Consider the following 15087-nt stretch of genomic DNA (forward strand, 5'->3'; position numbering starts at 1 on the left):
GCCCAGGCCCCCACCGACGTCCCGCCCGCCTCTTCTTCCTTCCTCCTTCTGCCCTTCCCCCATCGGGCAGGTTCCCCCGCCCAAGGGCGGGGGGAAGGGTGGGGGAGACCGCGCGCAACGGCGCGCAGGGGCCCCGCCCGCGCTTGCGCGGGCGGGGAGACCGACTCCGGAGCGCAAAGGCGCTCCGACGATCCTCCCAGGCCTTCCCGGCGATAGCCACAAGCTCCAGGGCGCGCCGCTTGACTTCCTGCCCGGCGGGCGCGACGACTCGCCTCATGGACCCCGAGGACCGTTCCAGCGCGCTCGCCGCGCCCGGCCACGCGCCGGTCACGGTGCCGTTCCGCAGCGTCTGCGAGGATGCCCCCGGAGCCGCCTGGCCGCGGGTGTTCTGGTCCGGCTGGCCCGGCTGGTCGAGCTGGCTCGGCGACCGCGCCGGCGGCCCCGCGGATCTCGACCGCGCCGTCCGCGCGCTCCGCCGCTTCATGCCCGAGCTCGTGCCGGTCTGGGAGCGCCTCGTCCTCGTCGCCGGGGCCGACGCCCGCGCCGCCCGCTTCCTCACCTTCTGGTCGCCGCCCCGCTACATCCTGCACTGCTCGCAGGCCGCGGTGGTCGACGCCGACGGCCCGGCGCTCCTGCGCAACTACGACCTCGACCCGGCGCTCAACGAGGGCTTCCTCTACCGCACCGCCTGGCTCGGCCGGCCGGTGATGGGCATGGCCGACGGCCTCGCCGGCCTCGCCGACGGGGTCAACGCCGCCGGCCTCGCGGTGTCCCTCGCCTTCGGCGGCCGGCCCGAGATCGGCCCGGGCTTCGGCGTGCCGCTGATCCTGCGCTACCTGCTCGAGGTCTGCCGCGACACGCCCGACGCCATCGAGGCGGTGCGCCGCCTGCCCTGCCACATGTCCTACAACCTCACGCTGATCGACCGCGCCGGCCGCCACGGCGCGGTCCTCCTCGCCCCCGACCGCCCCGCGATCGTCACGGCCGCCCGCCACGCCACCAACCACCAGCTCGGCGTCGAATGGCCCCGCCACGGCCGCGACTCGCGCACGCTGGAGCGCGAGGCCTACCTCGCCCAGGCGGTCGGCGACGGCCGCGCCGACGCGGACCAGCTCCGCCGCCGCTTCCTCGCCCCGCCGCTCCATTCCCGCCGCTACGGCGCGGGCTTCGGCACGATCTACACCGCCCTCTACCGCCCGGCCCAGGGCAGCGTCGAGATCTCCTGGCCGGGGATCGAGCCCATCCGCCAGCGCCTCGACGCATTTGCCCCCGGGACCCGCCGCATTACGTTCACCGACGATCGCGACCCGCGAGAGGCCGCCCCGGACGGGCGCGCCCTCCCGGCCGCGCCCCAGGAAAGGAACCCCGCGCCATGACCCCCTTCGCCATCGGCGGCATCCAGATGTACGTCGGGATGCAGAACAACGTCGACACGATCCGCCAGCGCCTCGACGTGATGATGCACCTCTACCCCTGGGTGCAGATGGTCGTCCTCTCCGAGCTCGCCGCGCACGGGCCGGCGGCCCATTCCGCCCAGCCCGCCGGCGGCGAGATCGAGCAGTCCTTCCAGGAGATGGCGCGGCGCCACCGCATCTGGCTCGTCCCCGGCTCGCTCTTCGAGAAGCGCGACGGCGCCATCTACAACATGACCCCGGTGATCGACCCCACCGGCGACGTCGTGGCGCGCTACCGCAAGATCTTCCCCTTCACCCCCTACGAGGAGGCCTCGGCCGCCGGCGACGAGTTCTGCGTCTTCGACGTGCCGGGCGTCGGCCGCTTCGGCCTGTCGATCTGCTACGACATGTGGTTCCCCGAGCTGCAGCGGCAGCTCACCTCCATGGGGGCCGAGGTCATCCTCAACCCGGTGATGGCGAACTTCGTCGACCGCCCCGCCGACCTCGCCATCGTCCAGGCCTCGGCGGCGATGTTCCAGTCCTACGTCGTCTCGGTCAACGGCCTCGGCGTCGGCGGCAACGGCCAGTCGATGATCGTCGACCCGGCGGGCCGCATCCTCCACCAGGCCGGCTCGCACGAGGCGTTCCTGCCCTACGAGATCGACCTCGACGTGGTGCGCCGCCAGCGCGAGCGCGGCCTCCTCGGCCTCGGCCAGCCGCTCAAGTCGTTCCGCGACCGCCCCGTCGAGTTCCCGGTCTACGGGCCCGACTTCGACCGCCGCTACCTCGACTCGCTCGGGACGCTGGAGAAGCCGCGCCGCGAGGCGACGGTCGTCGCCCTGCCGCCGCGCGCGGCCGAGTAGCGGCCCGGCCATGCGCCTCGCCCTCGACCAGTGGCGCCCGGTGACGGGCGGACGGGCCGAGGGCGTCGCCCGCCTCGACGCGAGCGCCGGCCGCGCCGCGGCGGCGGGGGCCGACCTGCTCGTCCTGCCGGAGATGGCGCTGACCGGCTACGCCATCGGCGCCGAGGCGGTCGCCGCCGAGGCCGCCGCCACGCCCGAGCTCGACGCCGCGCTCGCCGCCGCCGCCCGCCGCCACGGCCTCGCCCTCCTCGCCGGCTACCCCCGCCGCGACGCGGAGGGCCGCCCGGTCAACGCCGTCCGCCTCGTCGATCGCACGGGCGCGACCGTCGCCACCTACGCCAAGACCCACCTCTACGGCGACGTCGACCGCAGCCAGTTCGCCCCCGGCGATCGCCTCGCCCCGGTGGCCGAGCTCCTCGGCTGGAAGCTCGGCCTCGCCATCTGCTACGACATCGAGTTCCCCGAGACCGCCCGCGCCCTCGCCCTCGCCGGCGCCGAGGCGATCCTCGTCCCCACCGCCAACATGGCCCCCTTCGCCTCGATCGCCACCCGCATCGTGCCCGCCCGCGCCGAGGAGAACGCCGTCTTCCTCGCCTACGCCAACTACGCCGGGGCCGAGGCCGACTTCGCCTATGTCGGCCTCTCCTGCGTCGTCGCGCCGACCGGCGCCGACCTCGCCCGCGCCGGCCCCGGCGAGGAGATGATCCACGCCACCCTCGACCGCGACGCCCTCGCCGCCGCCCGCGCCAACGCGACCCACCTCGCCGACCGCCGCCCCGACCTCTACCACGCGCTGCACGCCCGCCCCGGAGAACCCAGGTGACCGACCGCCCCGTCACGATGTTCGGCCCCGACTTCACCTTCCCCTTCGACGACTGGATCCGCCACGAGTCCGGCCTCGGCGCCGTCCCGGCCGAGAAGCACGGCGCCAGGGTCGCCATCATCGGCGCCGGCATCTCCGGCGTCATCGCCGGCCACGAGCTGATGAGGATGGGCGTCCACCCCATCCTCTACGAGAGCGGCCAGTTCGGCGGCCGCCTGCGCTCGCAGCCCTTCGAGGGCGCCGACGGGGTGATCGCCGAGCTCGGCGGCATGCGCTTCCCGGTCTCCTCGACCGGCTTCTACCACTATGTCGACCTGACGGGCGTCGAGAGCCGCCCCTTCCCCAACCCGCTCACCCCGGCCGCCGGCTCGACGGTGATCGACCTCTTCGGCGAGACCCACTACGCCGAGACGCTGGCCGACCTGCCGCCGCTCTACCGCGAGGTCGCCCAGGCCTACGACGCCGCGCTGGAGAAGGGCGCCAACTTCTCCGCGCTCAAGCAGGCGATCCGCGACCGCGACGCCAAACGGGTCAAGGAGATCTGGAACCCGATCGTCGCGGCCTGGGACGAGCGGACCTTCTACGACTTCGTCGCCTCCTCCGAGGCGTTCCAGAAGCTGCCCTTCCGCCACCGCGAGGTGTTCGGCCAGGTCGGCTTCGGCACCGGCGGCTGGGATTCGGACTTCCCGAACTCCATGCTGGAGATCCTCCGCGTCAACGTCACCGAATGCGACGATCACCAGCGCTTCATGCTGGGCGGCGTCGAGCAGGTGCCGCAGCGCCTCTGGCGCCACGCCCCCGACAAGCTCGTCCACTGGCCCGCCGGCACGACCCTCGCGGCCCTCAACTCCGGCGCCACCCGCCCCGGCGCGTCCCGCATCTTCCGCGACGCCGCCGGCCGGCTCAACGTCACTGACCGCTGGGGCCGCACCGAGGTCTTCGAGGCGGTGCTCGCCACCTGCCAGTCCTGGCTGCTCTCGACCGCGATCGACACGCAGGAGAACCTGTTCTCGCACGAGACCTGGATGGCGCTCGACCGCACCCGCTACATGCAGTCGTCGAAGACCTTCGTCATGGTCGACCGCCCGTTCTGGAAGGATCGCGACCCGGTCACCGGCCGCCACGTCATGTCGATGACCCTGACCGACCGCCTCACCCGCGGCACCTATCTCTTCGACCTCGGCGACGACAAGCCCGGCGTGATCTGCCTCACCTATTCCTGGATGTCCGACGCGCTGAAGATGCTGCCCTTCCCCGTCGAGCGCCGCGTCGAGCTCGCCCTCGCCTCGCTGGAGAAGGTCTATCCGACGCTCGACATCCGCGGCCACATCATCGGCGACCCGATCACCGTGAGCTGGGAGACCGACCCGAACTTCCTCGGCGCCTTCAAGGGCGCGCTGCCCGGCCACTACCGCTACAACCACCGCATGTTCGGCCACTTCATGCAGGCGGACCTGCCCCCCGAGCAGCGCGGCGTCTTCCTCGCCGGCGACGACATCTCCTGGACCCCCGCCTGGGTCGAGGGCGCCGTCCAGACCGCGCTCAACGCCGTCTGGGGGGTGATGACCCATCTCGGCGGCGCGAGCCCCAGGGACAACCCCGGCCCCGGCGAGGCCTGGGCCGAGCACGGCCCGATCGCGCTGCCCGATTGACCCCCATCGCCCGGGAGCACCGACAGGCGACCGCTCCGATCACAGACTCGTGATCAACAAAAACAACGACTTGCATAATTTTCACGCGTGAACACCCGCGTGGACAGCGCAGGGAGGCAGCCATGACCCGGAACCCCACCATCGGCTTCGTCGGCGTCGGCCTGATGGGCCACGGCATGGCGAAGAACATCGTCGAGAAGGGCTTCCCCCTCCGCGTCATCGCCTACCGCAAGCGCGAGGCCGTCGACGACCTCGTCGGCCGCGGCGCCGTCGAGGTCGGCTCGCTCGCCGAGATGGCCGACCAGTGCGACGCCGTCGTCCTCTGCGTCACCGGCGCGCCCGAGGTCGCCGCCACCGTCGAGGCCCTGCTCCTCACCGCCCGGCCCGGCTTCGCCATCATCGACGCCACCACCTCCGAGCCCGACCTCTCCGAGCGCCTCGCCGCCGACCTCGCCGCCCGCGACATGACCTTCCTCGACGCGCCGATGTCGCGCACGCCCGCCCATGCCTGGTCGGGCGAGCTCACCACCTACTGCGGCGGCCCGCCCGAGCTGATCGAGGCGTGGCGGCCGCTGATCTCCACCTGGGCGAGCACCATCATCCCGACCGGCGGCCCCGTCGGCTCGGCGCACGCGCTCAAGCTGATCAACAACCTCGTCGGCCTCGGCTATGCGGCGATCTGGGCCGAGTGCTACGCCATGGTCGCCAAGGTCGGCGCCGACCCGGCGGTGTTCCGCGCCATCGTCTCCGGCTCCGGGCTCAACTGCGGCAACTTCCAGGCCTTCTCCGACTACGCGGTGAACCGCGACGCCTCCGCCCACCGCTTCACCATAGCGAACGGCTTCAAGGACCTCGGCTACTACCAGCGCCTCGCCAACTCCCACCGCGCCGCGACCTTCATGTCCGACGCCGCCCACCAGACGCTCAAGCTCGCCATGGCCATGGGCATGGCCGGGCGCTACGTGCCCGAGGTCGGCGACGCCCTCCTCGCCCTCAACGACCCGCCGCCGCTCCCCCGGCCCGCGCCCGGCCCCGACCTCTCCGACGCGATCTGATGCGGGCGCCCGAGCCCCTCGCCGCCTTCGTCCGCGACGCCCTCGCCGCCGGCGGCGCGCGCACCGCCATCGCCGCCGCCCTCTGCGACGCCGGCCGGCCCGACGCGATCTGATGCGGGCGACCGAGCCCCTCGCCGCCTTCGTCCGCGACGCCCTCGCCGCCGGCGGCGCGCGCCCCGCCATCGCCGCCGCCCTCCGCGACGCCGGCCGGCCCGACGCGACCTGATGCGGGCGCCCGAGCCCCTCGCCGCCTTCGTCCGCGACGCCCTCGCCGCCGGCGGCGCGCGCCCGGCGATCGCCGCGGCGCTCCGCGACGCCGGCTGGTCCGAGGCCGAGGTGCAGGCGAGCCTCGCCGCCTGGGTCGACGTCCCCGGCCTGCCGCCGGCCCCCCGCCCCCGCGCCGCCGTCTCGCCCCGCGACGCGCTCGCCTTCGGCGTGCTCTTCGTCGCCCTCGGCATCGTCGTCGTCCAGCTCGGCGTCCTCGCCTTCTCGCTGATCGACGTATGGGTCCCCGACCCGCTCGCCGGCGCCGACTATTCCGGCTCCGGCGCGCTGCGCTGGGCGGTCGCCGCGCTCGTCGTCGCCTGGCCGGTCTGGGCGGCGCTCACCCTGTCGCTCGCCCGCGCCGAGGCCGCCGATCCCGGCCGCCGCCGCTCCGCCGTCGGCCACTGGCTCACCGCCGCCGCGCTCTTCATCGCCGCCGCGGTCGGCATCGGCGACCTGATCGCCGTCGTCGCCGCGCTCCTCGGCGGCGAGCTGACCCTGCGCTTCCTCCTCAAGGCCGCCGTCGTCGCCGCCATCGCCGCCGCCGTCTTCGCCGCCTACCGCCCCGCCCTCGGCCCGCTGGACGAAAGTCCGGGGGAAGAACGGCCATGAGCCTCGCCCGCGCCCGCCGCCTCGTCGCCCTGAGCGGCGGCGTCGTCGCGGTGACGGCGGCGCTGGCGCTCTGGCAGGTCGGCGGCCCCGAGACCAGCCGCCAGCAGAGCCGCGACGCCCGCCGCGTCGCCGACCTCGAGGCGATCGCCGCCGCCCTCGACTGCCATTTCCGCGGCGGGGCCGAGCCGGCGCGGCCGGCCGACCTCGCCCGCCTCTCGCCCGCCTGCCTCGCCCCCGCCCGCGCCGCCGAGCTCGTCGATCCCGGCTCGCGCGCGCCCTATCCGATCAGCTACCCCGAGCCCGGCCTCGCCCGCGTCTGCGCCGCCTTCGAGCGCCCCGCCGTCACCCGCCCCTGGACCACGCCGAGCTTCGACGCCGCCAGCGGCTGCATCTCGCTCGCCCTCTCCGACCGCGCCCCCTCACCCTGACGGCAGCGACGCGGCCCCGAGCCGCCCCTCGATCGCGTCGAGCACGGCCGGCCACTGCGTGAACCCCACCAGCTGGCCCTCGTCCGGAAAGGTGATCGAGCCCCAGCGCGGATGCTGCGCGCAATATTCCAGCGCGGTCTCGCACAGGCCCCCGCCATCGGCCTCGCCGTTGATCAGCGTCACCGGACACGCCACGTCGCCGAACCCGGGCAGGCACGCCGCCTCGAAGGCCCGCGACTCGGCGCAGTAGGCGGCGATCGAGCTCTCCCCGGTATGGACAAGCCCATAGGCGCCCGTCACCGCCTCGGAGATCTCCGGATCCGCGAGGGCGCGCGCGTCCGCCGGCACGTCCCGGTAGAACTTTCGCACCGCCGTATGCAACCCGCTCCGCCGCATGTCCGCATAGAAGGCCCGGATGATGAACGGCAGGAGCTGCGGGGCGAAGCGGACCGTCGTCACGACGAACCGCGCCATCGGGCGCATCCGGCGGAACTGCGCCATGCTCCGGGCGGGGAAGATGCAGGCCAGGCCGACGATGCGCTCGACCTGCCCCGGCGCCAGCCGCGCCAGCGCCAGCGCGATGCGGATGTCGTAGAGCTGGCTCACCACCGGGCACCGCGCGATCCCCGCGAGCCGCAGCGCCTCGGCGATGTCGGAGGCGCTCCCCTCGATCACGTCCCGTCCCGCCGGCGCCGGATCGCTCGTCCCGTATCCCGGCCGGAACGGCACCACGATCCGCAACCCGCGACGGATCATCTCGCGCTCGGCCGGCGCCGTCGGCTGGAACAGCCCGGCCACCGCCTGCAGCCAGACCACCGGCCGCCCGGCGGGGTCCCCGTACTCGCAGAACGCGATCTCCCGCCCGTCGGCCAGCCGCACGCTGCGGCGCGCCGGCTCGCGCAGCAGGTGCGGAAGCGCCCGCCGCCCGGCCGCCCGCGGCGCGTCGAACGCCGTCCCCTGCAGCAGCATCGTCGCGAGCCGCACCAGCTCGCCCTGCGTCCGCACCCCGGTCTTGCCGAGGACCGAGTGCAGCTGCGTCCGCACCGTCCCCTCGCTCCGCCCGCCCGCCTCGGCGATCTCGCGCACGGAATCGCCGGCCGTCAGCCGCCGGACGAGGCCGATCTCCGCCGCCGTCAGCCCGAAGACCCGCTCCAGCACCCGGCCGGCCGCGTCCTGCCACAGATGCTCGGCGCTGACCGCCAGCGCATGGCGATGCGACCGCCCGCCGGCGAGCGTCCTGAGATGGAACAGCACCGGCCGCGCCCGCCCCGTGAGCGCCAGCCGCACCACGTCGTCGCGCAGCCCCGGGTCCCGCGCAACCGCCGCCACCCGCTCGGCGAACTCGTCGAGGTCGGGCTTCCCGGCCCGCATCGTGGCGATCGAGCCGCCGGGAAAGAGGCCGAACGCCGCCTGCGCCGGCGCATTGGCGGCGACGACCACGCCCTGGTCGGTCAGCACCATCGCCGCCGTGGGCATCCCGGCCAGCAGGTCGTCGAGCCGGCTGAACTCGAAGGCGTTCAGCTCGTCGAGCACCTCGATCGCCCGCTCGACATGGCGCAGGAAGCCCGCGTCGGCGAAGCGGCCGAGCCGCACGTCGGTCCCCGGATCGCCCGCAGCGATCCGGCTGTCCCACTCGTGGATGAGGTCGAACAGCCGGCCCGGATTGACCGAGGTCTCGTAGAGGTAGCCGACGAGGTCGTCGCGCTCTTCCTCGCGTCCCACCGCCGCCCCGCCAGAATCCCTTTATCCGGCCGCTATGCTATCACGTTACTTTTCCGCCGCCCCACCGGAGACTTCCCGACCATTTCACTTCGTGGCGCACAAAGCCCAGAACGCCCGGCCGCAACGGCGCCCCCCCTCCGGGCCCGGATCGAGACCCCGCACCGCGCCATGCCCGGCCCCTGCGCAAGCATCCGCCGACCATTTACCGGGAGGCAAGCGCCGCCTTGCCGGCGGGAGAGCCCGCCCCGCGGCGGGCGAGGCCCGCCGCCCCGCTACACCGCCCGCTTCTTGCTCTCCGCGAGGTAGAGCTCGCGCAGCCGCCGCGCCACCGGGCCGGGCCTGCCGTCCCCGAGCGCCACGCCGTCGATCTCCACCACCGGCGTCACGAAGGCCGAGGCCGCCGTCATGAACGCCTCCGCCGCCGCCTTCGCCTCCTCGACCGTGAAGGCGCGCTCCTCGACCTTCATCTGCGCCGCCGCGGCATACTCGATCACCGCCGCCCGGGTGATCCCGTGCAGGATGCGCTCCGACAGGTCCCGCGTGACGATCCGCCCGTCCTTCGTGACGATCCAGGCGTTGTTCGAGGTGCCCTCGGTGACGAACCCATCCTCGACCAGCCAGGCGTCGTCCTTCCCCACCTTCTTCGCCGCCATCTTGCACATCGACGGCGCGAGCAACTGCACCGTCTTGATGTCGCGCCGGCCCCAGCGGATGTCCGGCATGGTGACGACCTTTATCCCGTCGCGCGCGCCGACCGTGTCCTCCATCGGCTTCGCCTGGGTGAAGGCCACCACCGTCGGCGTCGCCCCGACCGGATAGACGAAGTCCCGGTCCGCCGCGCCCCGGGTCACCTGCATGTAGACCATGCCGTCCACCAGCGCGTTGCGCGCCACCAGCTCGCGGTGCATCGCCTCGATCGCCGCGTCGTCCATCGGCCGCGCCATCTCGAGCTCGCCGAGGCTGCGCGCCAGCCGCCGCAGGTGGCCGGGGAAGTCGATCAGCCTGCCCCCCAGCACGCTCGTCACCTCATAGACCGCATCCGCCATCAGGAAGCCGCGGTCGAAGACCGAGACCTTCGCCTCCTCCTCCGGCAGATACTCGCCGTTCACGTAGACGGTCCGTCCCATCCTCACCCCCACAGCTCCGGCGTCGCCGGATGGACGCCCGCCTCGTCATAGACCAACCCGTGCGCGCGGTCGCGCGCCAGCAGGAGCGGCCCGTCGAGATCGACCACCGCCGCGCCCTGCGCGACCAGCACCGCCGGCGCCATGGCGAGGCTGGTGCCCACCATGCAGCCGACCATGACCCCGAACCCCGCCGCCCGCGCCGCGTCGCGCAGCGCCAGCGCCTCCGTCAGCCCGCCGGTCTTGTCGAGCTTGACGTTGACGATGTCGTACTTTCCAGCCAGCCCCGGCAGGCTCGCCCGGTCATGGCAGCTCTCGTCCGCGCAGACCGGCAACGGCCGCGCCATCTCCCCCAGCGCCTCGTCCCGCCCCGCCGGCAGCGGCTGCTCGACCATCGCCACCCCGAGCCGCACCAGCGCCGGGGCGAGCGCGGCGTATTCCGCGGCGCTCCAGCCCTCGTTGGCGTCGACCACGATCCGCGCCCGCGGCGCGCCCTCCCGCACCGCCTCCAGCCGCGCCATGTCGCCCTCGCCGCCGAGCTTCACCTTCAGGAGCGGCCGGCCCGCGTTCTCCGCCGCCTGCGCCCGCATCGCCTCCGGCGTGTCGAGCGACAGCGTATAGGCCGTCACCTCCGGCCCCGGCCGCGGCAGTCCCGCCAGCTCCCAGACCCGCCGCCCGGCCCGCTTCGCCTCCCAGTCCCACAGCGCGCAGTCGAGCGCGTTCCGCGCCGCCCCCGCCGGCAGCAGCTCCTGCAACCGCGCCCGCGTCACCTCCGCCGGCACGGCCCGGATCGCCTCGGCCACCCCCTCCATCGTCTCGCCGTAGCGGGCATAGGGCACGCACTCCCCCCGCCCCGCGACGCCGCCCCGCGCCGCCGTCACCGTCAGCACCCGCGCCTCGGTCCGCGAGCCGCGGCTGATCGTGAACGTCCGCGCCAGCGGGAACGCCTCGGCGACCACCTCGATCCTCATGGCGTCGCCACATGCACGAGCAGCGGCCCGAGCTCCGGCGCCCGCGGATGCACGAAGTCGCGCCCTGCGTCCCGCCGCATCCCCAGCCGCCGCATCACCGCCAGCGACGCCGCGTTCCCCGCATCGGTGAACGCGACCACCTCCGCGAGGCCCAGCGCGCGGAACCCGTGGTCGAGCCAGCCCCGCCCCGCCTCCGTCGCGTATCCCTGCCCCCAATGCGCCCGCGCCAGCCGCCAGCCCACCTCGACGCACGGCTGAAGCGCCCCCGCGCCCGCGAACCGCTGCAACCCGACCATCCCGACGAACGCCCCGTCCGCGCGCCGCTCCGCCGCCGCGAAGGCGAACCCGTCCGCCTCCCAGCGCGCCTCCAGCCGGTCCACCAGCGCGTCGCTCTCGTCCGCGCTCAGCGGCGGCGACCAAACATCCGCGTTCAGCGCCGCGAACGGCGCGCGGTCGCGCGCCTCCCAGCGCCGCAATCGCAGGCGGCCCGTCTCGATCATGCCAGTCTCGATCACCCCGGTCTCGATCACCCCAGCGCCTCGACCAGCCGCTCCGCCCCCTGCCGGAACGGGTCGACCGCCGGCAGGCCCATCCGCGCCTCCACCCCGGCGAGATGCGCCAGCGCCTCCGCCTCGCCCATCGCCGCGGTGTTGACCGACACGCCGACCACCCGCACGTCCGGGTTCACCATCCGCGCCATGGTCAGCGCCACGTCCCGCAGCGCCTCGAGGCTGGGCAGCCGATACTCCGGCAACCCCCGCATGTGCGGCCGCGTCGGCTCGTCGCAGAGCACCAGCGCATCCGGCTGGCCGCCGTGGATCAGCGCCAGCGTCACCCCGGAATACGAGGCATGGAACAGGCTCCCCTGCCCCTCGATCAGGTCCCAGTGGTCCGGCTCGTTGTCCGGCGTCAGCTGCTCCACCGCGCCGGCCATGAAGTCCGCCACCACGGCGTCGAGCGGCACGCCGCCGCCGGTGATCAGGATGCCGGTCTGCCCCGTCGCCCGGAACGTCGCCCGCATCCCCCGCGCCCGCATGACCTTCTCCATGGCGAGCGCGGTGTACATCTTGCCGACCGAGCAGTCCGTGCCGACCGCCAGCATCCGCTTGCCCGTCCGCCGCCGCCCGTTCGCGATCGGATAGGCGACCGGCGGCACCCGCACGTCGTGGAGCCTCCGCCCCTTCGCCATCGCCGTCGCCAGGAGCTGCGGCTCGTCGCGGAGCAGGTTGTGCAGGCCGGACGCCAGGTCCATCCCGTGCAGCAGCGCCTCCTCCAGCACGCTCACCCAGGCCGGCGCGATCACGCCCCCGCGGTTCGCCACGCCGACGACCACCGTCCGCACCCCCGCGGCGGCGGCCGCGGCGATGGTCATGTCCGGCAGCCCCATGTCGGCCTTGCAGCCCGCCATGCGGTACTGCCCGACCGCCGCCTCCGGCCGCCAGTCGCGCACGCCCTGCGCCACCTTCGCGGCGAGCGCGTCCGGCGCGTCGCCGAGAAACAGGAGATAGGGCGTCTCGATCATGGGCGGCTCCGGGGCCAGGACGCCCGGGAGCCTAGCAGGACCGCCGGCCGACGCCAGCGGCTTCCGCCCTCGGCCCGGAAGGCGTCGGCGCCGCGCTGCTCGGAGAGGAAGCCGCGCCGCGGAGACGGGATCCGAGCCCGCCCCTCGCCTCAGGCGAAGTCGCGCGGGGGCTCCAGGCGGAACGCGGTCCGCCGCTTGAACGAGCAGCGCAGCAGGCCGCCCTCCGGCGCCGCCACCACCAGGAGGCACTGGGCGAGATGGCGCTCGCCGTCCCAGATGTCGGCGTAACCGCGCAGGCAGGCGCTGTCGCTCGCCTCGATCAGGCAGCTGTCCGCCGCGAGGTCGAGGATCGGGAACCGCCGCGTCCCCGCCTCGAGCACCAGCCCCGGCCGGATCCCCCGTTGCGCCGTCTGCCCGCCAGCACCACCCCGCATCGCCCGCCTCGCAACCCACGCCACCCCACCTCGACAGCAAGCCTCAAATGCCGTTCATCGGCAACGCTCCCGCGCCGCCGAGGTTAACCCGGGCGCGACCCCCGCAGCCGCGGCGACAGGAAGGACAGCGACATGGGACGACTCGTCGACGGCCACTGGCGCGAGACCGACGGCGCCGCGCGCGGCGGGGGCAGCTTCGAGCGCGCCCCCTCCCGCTTCCGCAACTGGATCACCCCCGACGGCGCGCCGGGCCCGACCGGCACGGGCGGCTTCGCGGCCGAGAGCGGCCGCTACCACCTCTACGTCTCGCTCGCCTGCCCCTGGGCGCACCGCACCCTGATCTTCCGCGAGATCAAGGGCCTCGTCCCCCATATCGGCGTCGACGTCGTCCACCCGCTCATGCTCGCCGACGGCTGGACCTTCGCCGCCGACTTCCCCGGCGCGACCGGCGACAGCCTCTTCGGCTCGGCCTTCCTGCGCGACATCTACCTGCGCGCCGAGCCCGGGGCGACCACCTCCGTCACCGTCCCCGTCCTCTGGGACAGGCGCACCGGCGGAATCGTCTCCAACGAATCCGCCGACATCATCCGGATGCTGAACGGCGCCTTCGACGCGATCACCGGCAACGCCGACGACTACTGGCCCGCGGCGCTCCGCGACGAGATCGAGGCCGTCAACGACCGCGTCTACGCCACCGTGAACAACGGCGTCTACCGCGCCGGCTTCGCCACCCGCCAGGAGGCCTACGACGAGGCCGTCCACGCCCTCTTCGCCAGCCTCGACTGGCTCGAGGACCGCCTCGCCTCCCGCACCTGGCTCGTCGGCGACCGCCTCACCGAGGCCGACTGGCGCCTCGCCACCACGCTCTTCCGCTTCGACGCGGTCTATCACGGCCACTTCAAGTGCAACCGCCGCCGGCTCGTCGACTATCCGCGGCTCTGGCGCTACGCCCGCCGCCTCTACCAGCGCCCCGGCGTCGCCGGCACCGTCGATCCCGCCCACATCGCCCACCACTACTACGGCAGCCACCGCCACATAAACCCGACCGGCATCGTGCCCGTCGGCCCCGACACGGACTGGACCTCCCCCGTCTCCGCCTGAGCGCGCAATCTGGCGCGGAAAGGCAAATGCGGCGCGCGCCGCATTGACAGGCGCGGGCCCCGCCCCGTAGATTAACGCCCGCAGGCAACCGCCGGATCACGCGAGAGAAGTTCCCCCCGCTCATCCTCCCTCAAGCGGGCGGCGGAACCTGCGAGGCGACGATACGGGCAAGCGGGCCGAGACCCGCACACGAAGGCGGTCGCTGCGACCGCGTCGTGGATCAACGGAGAAGGGCAGATGAAATCTACATGGATCGCGGCCGCGATCGTCGCCGGCGTGGCGACGATGGGCGGCGCGGAGGCCCGGGCGCAGTCCTCGGGCCAGGGCGAGACCCACGAGCTGGCCTGCATGGCGACGACCGTGGGCGGAACGGTGGCCGGCGTGGCGCTCGGCAGCATGCTGGGCGGCGGCCTCGGCCGCACGCTCTTCATGACCGCGGGCGGCGTCGCCGGCGGCATGGCGGGCCACATGCTGAAATGCCCGGGCAAGTGAGGAGCGCGCCGATGACCCGTCAGATCGCCCTCGCGGCCCTCCTCGCCCTCGGCGCCGGCGCCGTCCAGGCGGCATCGCCCGCCATCACCAGCGACCACCTCACCGTCGTCGACCTCGACGGCGACGGCGCGGTCAGCCTGACCGAGTACCGGGTGATGACCTCCAACGTCTTCATCCTGCTCGACGCCGACAACGACGACAGGCTCACCCCCGAGGAAGCCTCGTCGATCCCGTCCGTGCTCTTCGAGCAGATGGACGCCGACCGCGACGGCTTCGCCGGCCGCGCCGAATACGACCTCCAGGTCCGCGCCGACTTCGACGCCGCCGACCTCGACAGCGACGGCCTCCTGAACTGACCCGCCCCGGGGCCGGCGCCCGCGCGCCGGCCCCCGCGGGGCCATGCACCCTCATGGCCAGTCGCCCGCGATGCTGCTGGACGCGCCCGGGCAGATGGCGAACGGGCGACATCTCGATCATACTTATTTACGCGCAAATATAATTCGAGAGACCCCTGCGAAACTCGTTGATTCCCTTGGAGATCCCGATGGGTTAGGATCTCGGGATGAGAGAGAGCTTCGCGACGCAACCCGCCCTTTTCGCCGGCCCCGAGCTGCTGGATCACCCCGCGCT

General features: G+C 73.9%; 16 protein-coding genes. 10 read left to right on the top strand and 6 right to left on the bottom strand.

Features of this window, described 5'->3' with window-relative positions:
- The first annotated feature begins 275 nt into the window (after positions 1-275).
- The 7 genes from KBB57_RS18915 to KBB57_RS18945 all read left to right on the top strand — a co-directional run bounded on the left by KBB57_RS18915 (position 276) and on the right by KBB57_RS18945 (position 7091).
- Positions 276-1376 carry a C45 family autoproteolytic acyltransferase/hydolase gene (locus KBB57_RS18915; RefSeq protein WP_290753644.1) on the top strand — a complete coding sequence of 367 codons (1101 nt, stop codon included), beginning with the start codon at positions 276-278 and terminating at the stop codon, positions 1374-1376.
- Positions 1373-2257, top strand: a complete 885-nt coding sequence (locus KBB57_RS18920) for a carbon-nitrogen hydrolase family protein (RefSeq protein WP_290753646.1) — start codon at positions 1373-1375, stop codon at positions 2255-2257. Before KBB57_RS18915 ends, KBB57_RS18920 begins: the two co-directional genes overlap by 4 nt.
- A gap of 10 nt (positions 2258-2267) precedes the next feature.
- The gene (locus KBB57_RS18925; protein ID WP_290753648.1) at positions 2268-3080 is read left to right on the top strand and encodes a nitrilase-related carbon-nitrogen hydrolase; all 813 of its coding nucleotides are present in this window, start codon (positions 2268-2270) and stop codon (positions 3078-3080) included.
- The gene (locus KBB57_RS18930; RefSeq protein ID WP_290753650.1) at positions 3077-4732 is read left to right on the top strand and encodes an NAD(P)/FAD-dependent oxidoreductase; all 1656 of its coding nucleotides are present in this window, start codon (positions 3077-3079) and stop codon (positions 4730-4732) included. The genes KBB57_RS18925 and KBB57_RS18930 overlap by 4 nt, the downstream gene beginning before the upstream one ends.
- A gap of 122 nt (positions 4733-4854) precedes the next feature.
- Positions 4855-5787: an NAD(P)-dependent oxidoreductase gene (locus KBB57_RS18935; RefSeq protein WP_290753652.1), complete on the top strand. Its 933-nt coding sequence runs from the start codon at positions 4855-4857 to the stop codon at positions 5785-5787.
- Between the two features lie 225 nt (positions 5788-6012).
- Positions 6013-6663 carry a DUF5671 domain-containing protein gene (locus KBB57_RS18940; RefSeq protein WP_290753654.1) on the top strand — a complete coding sequence of 217 codons (651 nt, stop codon included), beginning with the start codon at positions 6013-6015 and terminating at the stop codon, positions 6661-6663.
- Positions 6660-7091, top strand: coding sequence for a hypothetical protein (locus KBB57_RS18945; protein WP_290753657.1), 432 nt, complete (start codon positions 6660-6662; stop codon positions 7089-7091). The genes KBB57_RS18940 and KBB57_RS18945 overlap by 4 nt, the downstream gene beginning before the upstream one ends.
- Here the strand turns inward: KBB57_RS18945 and KBB57_RS18950 are convergent.
- The 6 genes from KBB57_RS18950 to KBB57_RS18975 all read right to left on the bottom strand — a co-directional run bounded on the left by KBB57_RS18950 (position 7083) and on the right by KBB57_RS18975 (position 12864).
- On the bottom strand, positions 7083-8813 hold the full coding sequence (locus KBB57_RS18950; RefSeq protein ID WP_290753659.1) for a hypothetical protein: 1731 nt from the start codon (positions 8811-8813) through the stop codon (positions 7083-7085). The genes KBB57_RS18945 and KBB57_RS18950 overlap by 9 nt on opposite strands.
- A gap of 272 nt (positions 8814-9085) precedes the next feature.
- A complete protein-coding gene (locus KBB57_RS18955) occupies positions 9086-9940 on the bottom strand; it encodes a D-amino-acid transaminase (RefSeq protein WP_290753678.1) in 855 nt (284 codons plus the stop codon).
- 2 nt (positions 9941-9942) lie between these two features.
- Complete coding sequence (dgcA, locus tag KBB57_RS18960) at positions 9943-10908, bottom strand: N-acetyl-D-Glu racemase DgcA (RefSeq protein WP_290753662.1); 966 nt, start codon at positions 10906-10908, stop codon at positions 9943-9945.
- Entirely contained in the window at positions 10905-11438 is a 534-nt protein-coding gene (locus KBB57_RS18965; protein WP_290753664.1) for a GNAT family N-acetyltransferase, read from the bottom strand. Before KBB57_RS18965 ends, dgcA begins: the two co-directional genes overlap by 4 nt.
- Positions 11435-12430 carry an N-acetyltransferase DgcN gene (gene dgcN, locus KBB57_RS18970; protein ID WP_290753666.1) on the bottom strand — a complete coding sequence of 332 codons (996 nt, stop codon included), beginning with the start codon at positions 12428-12430 and terminating at the stop codon, positions 11435-11437. Before dgcN ends, KBB57_RS18965 begins: the two co-directional genes overlap by 4 nt.
- 149 nt (positions 12431-12579) lie before the next feature.
- Positions 12580-12864 (bottom strand): hypothetical protein, encoded by a 285-nt coding sequence (locus tag KBB57_RS18975; RefSeq protein ID WP_290753669.1) that lies wholly within the window; start codon positions 12862-12864, stop codon positions 12580-12582.
- Positions 12865-12996: 132 nt separating this feature from the next.
- On the opposite strand from KBB57_RS18975, the gene KBB57_RS18980 reads away from it, so the two are divergent.
- The 3 genes from KBB57_RS18980 to KBB57_RS18990 all read left to right on the top strand — a co-directional run bounded on the left by KBB57_RS18980 (position 12997) and on the right by KBB57_RS18990 (position 14813).
- Positions 12997-13965 carry a glutathione S-transferase family protein gene (locus KBB57_RS18980; RefSeq protein ID WP_290753670.1) on the top strand — a complete coding sequence of 323 codons (969 nt, stop codon included), beginning with the start codon at positions 12997-12999 and terminating at the stop codon, positions 13963-13965.
- Between the two features lie 237 nt (positions 13966-14202).
- Positions 14203-14457, top strand: a complete 255-nt coding sequence (locus KBB57_RS18985; protein WP_290753673.1) for a hypothetical protein — start codon at positions 14203-14205, stop codon at positions 14455-14457.
- A gap of 11 nt (positions 14458-14468) precedes the next feature.
- On the top strand, positions 14469-14813 hold the full coding sequence (locus KBB57_RS18990; protein ID WP_290753676.1) for a hypothetical protein: 345 nt from the start codon (positions 14469-14471) through the stop codon (positions 14811-14813).
- Positions 14814-15087: the final 274 nt, after the last annotated feature.

This window comes from Amaricoccus sp., assembly GCF_017993425.1.
Lineage (GTDB): Bacteria > Pseudomonadota > Alphaproteobacteria > Rhodobacterales > Rhodobacteraceae > Amaricoccus.

Coding starts and splice junctions, on each gene's coding strand:
- KBB57_RS18940 (WP_290753654.1), top strand. CDS start 6,013: ATGCGGGCGCCCGAGCCCCTCGCCGCCTTCGTCCGCGACGCCCTCGCC.
- KBB57_RS18955 (WP_290753678.1), bottom strand. CDS start 9,940: ATGGGACGGACCGTCTACGTGAACGGCGAGTATCTGCCGGAGGAGGAG.
- KBB57_RS18920 (WP_290753646.1), top strand. CDS start 1,373: ATGACCCCCTTCGCCATCGGCGGCATCCAGATGTACGTCGGGATGCAG.
- dgcA (WP_290753662.1), bottom strand. CDS start 10,908: ATGAGGATCGAGGTGGTCGCCGAGGCGTTCCCGCTGGCGCGGACGTTC.
- KBB57_RS18925 (WP_290753648.1), top strand. CDS start 2,268: ATGCGCCTCGCCCTCGACCAGTGGCGCCCGGTGACGGGCGGACGGGCC.
- KBB57_RS18985 (WP_290753673.1), top strand. CDS start 14,203: ATGAAATCTACATGGATCGCGGCCGCGATCGTCGCCGGCGTGGCGACG.
- dgcN (WP_290753666.1), bottom strand. CDS start 12,430: ATGATCGAGACGCCCTATCTCCTGTTTCTCGGCGACGCGCCGGACGCG.
- KBB57_RS18915 (WP_290753644.1), top strand. CDS start 276: ATGGACCCCGAGGACCGTTCCAGCGCGCTCGCCGCGCCCGGCCACGCG.
- KBB57_RS18945 (WP_290753657.1), top strand. CDS start 6,660: ATGAGCCTCGCCCGCGCCCGCCGCCTCGTCGCCCTGAGCGGCGGCGTC.
- KBB57_RS18975 (WP_290753669.1), bottom strand. CDS start 12,864: ATGCGGGGTGGTGCTGGCGGGCAGACGGCGCAACGGGGGATCCGGCCG.
- KBB57_RS18980 (WP_290753670.1), top strand. CDS start 12,997: ATGGGACGACTCGTCGACGGCCACTGGCGCGAGACCGACGGCGCCGCG.
- KBB57_RS18935 (WP_290753652.1), top strand. CDS start 4,855: ATGACCCGGAACCCCACCATCGGCTTCGTCGGCGTCGGCCTGATGGGC.
- KBB57_RS18990 (WP_290753676.1), top strand. CDS start 14,469: ATGACCCGTCAGATCGCCCTCGCGGCCCTCCTCGCCCTCGGCGCCGGC.